A 4,824-nucleotide genomic window follows, 5' to 3' on the forward strand; every position below is an offset into this window, starting at 1 on the left:
ATCGGCCCCGACGCACCCATCATCACCACCGACGCCCGCCACCGCGCCGACGCCAAGAGCGCCCTCATCACGCTCGTCGAACACGCCCTCATGGCACGGCTGAAGTAAGGGCGGGCCGCCAACTCGACCGCCGCACGGGCGGGCTGTGTCCAAGGACACGGCCCGCCCGTGTCGTTCATAACGTTTCGACAGAGAATTGGCGGTACTTGGACACTCGCAGCACTCGTCCGGTGCCGCTGTGTTCACCGTGCGTCTCGTTTTTGCCGCAGCTCGCTCTTTATGTCCGATTTATGTGAGGCGAAGGTCTCTAGGAATGGCCGGATTCAACTGTTTGGAACACGGCCGTTGGACATGCTGGAATTCAACGAACTAGCTAGTAGCACCGCCGAGAGGTTGTTGGTCGAGTGAGGCGAAGCAACTCGAGCCCCGCGGATGAACCCGCGCGCGGCAACTTCACCCCGCCGCAGCGCGCGGCCGCGTCTTCTGTCGACGTGCCCATGGACACGCCCAGAAGCAGCCGTAGCACCAGCAGGTTCTCGCCCCGCAACTGGCGTGTGCCGACGCGTCTGAACGCGATCCTCCTGCTGCCCGTCGGCGTCGGGCTGGTCATGGGCGGCTTCCAGGTGAAGGGATCGATCGACACCTGGAACTCGGCCAAGGACGCCGAGAAGACGGCCATGATCGTCAAGGCCGCGTCGGAATACGGCCAGGCCCTCCTCGACGAGCGCGACCTGACCGCCGAGCCGCTCCTGAGGGGCGACAAGAACAACGCGGTCGTGGTCGAGGCCCGCGCCAAGACCGACAAGGCGAAGCAGAAGTTCGCCGAGGCGATCAAGGGCATGCCCAAGAAGAAGGGCCTGCAGCACCGTCTCGACCTCTTCCAGAAGGATGAGCCGAAGCTTCAGCACCTGCGCGACACCGCGTACAACCTCAACACCGAGACCCCGAAGAAGAACCTGGCGGCCAGCCAGGGCGGCCCGGTGGCCACCGAAGAGGGTTATGTGCTGGTCCAGCACAACCTCATGCAGTTCTCCAACGAGCTGGGCCTGGGCACCGGAAACATCACGTCCTACGGCCGCATGGTCTACGCGATCCAGCTCGCCAAGGCCGCCGGCTCGCTCCAGCGCTCCATCGGCACCCACCTCCTGGTCCGGCCGAGCAAGGACCCGGCGATCAAGGAGGGGCAGCTCGTCGCCTTCTCCTCGTACGCCTACCTGGAGGAGATCGCGCTCGCCGAGTACGTCGCGGCCGGCACCGACGCCGACACCGAGCGCCTCAAGGAAGTCTTCGCCGCCAAGACCAAGGAGGGCGAGACCAAGCTCGCCGAGGTCAAGCAGCAGACCGAGGCCTCCGGCAAGCCGTTCGTCGCCCCGCCGAAGGTCAACGACTCCATGCTCGAGGGCATGACCGAGGCGATAGCCGGCGGCGAGGACCCCAAGGTCCTCGCCACCAAGGGCACCAACGCCCTGTTCTGGCAGGCCGCGGCCACCGCGAAGTTCGAGGCGTACACGCAGATCGAGCAGGAGGTCACCGCCAAGGCCGTGACCGAGGCCGCCGCGGTCGCCGACGACGCCCGCACCGACGCCATCATCACCGGCGCCGTCGTGGTCGTCGCCCTCACCACCGCCTTCCTCCTGGCCGGCCTGGTGGCCCGCCAGATGGGCCGCCAGATGCGCCGCCTGCGCGGCGCCGCGTTCGACATCGCCGAGCAGCGTCTGCCGAGCCTGGTCGACCAGCTCTCGCGCACCGACCCGGGCAAGGTCGACACCCGTGTCGAGCCGATCCCGATCGACTCCCAGGACGAGATCGGCGAGGTCGCCCGCGCGTTCGACCAGGTCCACCGCGAGGCCGTCCGGCTCGCCGCCGAGCAGGCCCTCCTGCGGGGCAACGTCAACGCGATCTTCACGAACCTCTCCATGCGCAACCAGTCGCTGATCGAGGGCCAGCTGACCCTCATCACCGACCTGGAGAACAACGAGGCCGACCCGGACCAGCTGGAGAACCTCTTCCGCCTGGACCACCTGGCCACCCGTATGCGCCGCAACGGCGAGAACCTCCTCATCCTCGCGGGTGAGGAGCCGGGCCGCCGCTGGGACCAGCCGGTCCCCCTGGTCGACGTCCTGCGTGCCGCCTCCTCCGAGGTGGAGCAGTACGAGCGCATCGAGCTGTCGGGCGTCTCCGAGGCCGAGATCCACGGCCAGGCCGTGACCGACCTCGTGCACCTGCTGGCCGAGCTGCTGGAGAACGCCACCACGTTCTCCTCCCCGCAGACCAAGGTCCGCGTCAACGCCACGCGTCTGCCCGACGGCCGCGTCATGGTCGAGATCCACGACAAGGGCATCGGTCTGACCGCCGAGGACTTCGCGGACATCAACCACAAGCTGGCCAACCCGCCGACCGTGGACGCCGCGATCTCGCAGCGCATGGGTCTGTTCGTGGTCGGCCGGCTGGCGGACCGCCACGGCATCCGCGTCCAGCTGCGCCCCTCGGGCGAGCAGGCCGGCACCACCTCGCTGGTCATGCTCCCGGACGCCATCACCCACGGTGGTGGTGGCGAGGGGATCCCGGACGACGACTTCACCGTCTCCTCGATCATCCCGCAGAAGCAGGCCTACGAGTCCGCTCCGATGCGCACCGCGGCCGAGCTCGGGTTCGACGACTCCCGGTACGAGAACCAGGGCGCCGAGAACCGTGGCCTGGACTCCATGGGCCGGTCCCTGTTCCGCGAGGGGCGCCGGGCGCAGCTGGAGGCCGGAGTCGGCCAGCAGCCGCACCTGGAGGGCCAGGACGCCCCGGAGGCCCACGGCGGCCACGACGGGCAGGGTCAGGCCGCTCAGCCGGGCCAGGAGTACGCCCAGGACTATCCGGAACCTCAGCCGGAGCACGGGTACCAGCCGTACCAGGGGTACGAGCCCCAGTCCGAACAGGGTTACGAGCCCGCGTACGACGCCCAGCGCGAGCAGGGTGGCTACGAGGCGTACCCGCAGGACAACTACACCTATCCGGAGGGTTCCTACCAGGACCAGCCGCAGGATGGGCAGAACTACGACACGGGCTACGATGGCCAGTCCCACCAGGCACAGTGGCCCGAGCAGAACTCGTATCCGGCGGCCTACCAGCAGGAATACGGGATCGAATCGGAATCCCAGTCGGCTCCCGAACCGGCGCCGGAACGCGTAGGCTTCGACCGTCCGGGCGCCGCTGCCGACAACGGCCACCAGCTGACCGGAGCGGGCCTGCCGCGTCGCGGCAGCCAGCAGCAGTGGCAGCCGGCACAGCAGGAAACGGAGTCGACCCCTTCCCTCTTCGAAGGACGGCCGCAGCGACAGCAGCAGCCGGCCCAGGAGGAGGAGCAGGGGGCGGACGGCAGCGCCTGGCGTTCACGCAACGACGAGCGCTGGCAGCAGGCCGGCAAGCTCCGCGAGCCGAAGGCGGGCGGGGTCACCCCGTCCGGTCTCCCTCGGCGCGTACCCAAGGCCAACCTGGTCGAGGGTGCGGCGGAGACGACCCCGCAGGGCGGCCCTTCGGTCTCCCGCGCCCCGGAGGACGTCCGTGGCAGGCTGAGTAACCTGCGACGTGGAGTCCAGCAGGGACGCAGCGCGGGTTCAGAGCAGTCAAGTAACAGCTATGACCAGGAGCGTTAGTGTGAGCCCGATGAGCCAGGCGGCACAGAACCTGAACTGGTTGATCACCAACTTCGTGGACAACACCCCTGGGGTGTCCCACACCGTGGTGGTCTCCGCCGACGGCCTTCTTCTGGCGATGTCCGAAGGTTTCCCCCGCGACCGCGCCGATCAGCTGGCGGCCGTGGCCTCCGGACTGACCTCGCTGACCGCCGGAGCCTCCCGCATCTTCGAGGGCGGTGCCGTCAACCAGACCGTGGTCGAGATGGAGCGCGGCTTCCTCTTCATCATGTCCGTCTCGGACGGTTCCTCGCTGGCCGTTCTCGCGCACCCCGAGTGCGACATCGGCCTCGTGGGCTACGAGATGGCTCTTCTGGTGGATCGCGCGGGCAGTGTCCTCACCCCGGACCTGCGCGCCGAACTGCAGGGAAGCCTTCTCAACTAACAGACAGGCAGTGCGTTTCGCGTCATCGCACCGTAGGGTGCGGTGGCGCGGTTCCACAGGGAGTACTGCGTTTTTGGAGTCGGAGGAGGAGACGTGACAACACCCGGAGGTCATCCCTTTGGCGGCCATCAGCAGCCGCAGGGTGGGCACGACCAGAACCGCTTCAACTTCCCCTCCGCCCCCAGCCGGCCCATGCCGGAGCACAACCCGTACCAGCAACAGTCGTACGGCCAGCCCCAGCCGCCTCAGCAACCACGCAGGCACGCGCCGCCTCCCCACCAGGGTGCGCAGCGACAGGCCCCCAAGGCCCACAACCCGCTGGTGCGTCCGTACGCCATGACCGGTGGCCGGACCCGGCCGCGCTACCAGCTCGCCATCGAGGCGCTGGTCAGCACGACGGCCGATCCTGCGCGCCTGCAAGGGCAGTTGCCCGAGCATCAGCGCATCTGCCGGCTGTGCCAAGAAATCAAATCGGTGGCCGAGATCTCGGCCCTCCTTTCCATTCCTCTCGGCGTCGCCCGAATCCTCGTGGCCGACCTGGCCGAGGCGGGTTTGGTCGCCATCCATCAGCCGGGCGGCGACGAAAACGCCGGCGGCCAGCCTGACGTGACACTGCTCGAAAGGGTGCTCAGTGGACTTCGCAAGCTCTAACGGCGGAGCGGCTCGCTCCACCACCTCCGCGAAGATCGTGGTGGCGGGCGGCTTCGGCGTGGGCAAGACCACGTTCGTCGGCGCGGTCTCCGAGATCAACCCCCT

At 68.2% G+C, this 4,824-nt stretch carries 3 protein-coding genes and 2 pseudogenes; all 5 read left to right on the forward strand.

Annotation, left to right across the window (positions count from 1 at the left end; translation table 11 throughout):
- Positions 1–108: pseudogene (locus ACZ6KO_RS34875) on the forward strand (ATP-binding protein); the annotation flags it as partial.
- A gap of 296 nt (positions 109–404) precedes the next feature.
- On the forward strand, positions 405–3,644 hold the full coding sequence (locus ACZ6KO_RS34880; RefSeq protein ID WP_469307999.1) for a sensor histidine kinase: 3,240 nt from the start codon (positions 405–407) through the stop codon (positions 3,642–3,644).
- A gap of 1 nt (position 3,645) precedes the next feature.
- Positions 3,646–4,068 carry a roadblock/LC7 domain-containing protein gene (locus ACZ6KO_RS34885; RefSeq protein WP_319693805.1) on the forward strand — a complete coding sequence of 141 codons (423 nt, stop codon included), beginning with the start codon at positions 3,646–3,648 and terminating at the stop codon, positions 4,066–4,068.
- Positions 4,069–4,161: 93 nt separating this feature from the next.
- On the forward strand, positions 4,162–4,719 hold the full coding sequence (locus ACZ6KO_RS34890) for a DUF742 domain-containing protein (protein ID WP_469308000.1): 558 nt from the start codon (positions 4,162–4,164) through the stop codon (positions 4,717–4,719).
- Positions 4,700–4,824, forward strand: a pseudogene (locus ACZ6KO_RS34895) (ATP-binding protein); the annotation flags it as partial. The gene ACZ6KO_RS34890 and the pseudogene ACZ6KO_RS34895, both read left to right, overlap by 20 nt.

It is taken from the genome of Streptomyces sp. NPDC042102, assembly GCF_055582305.1.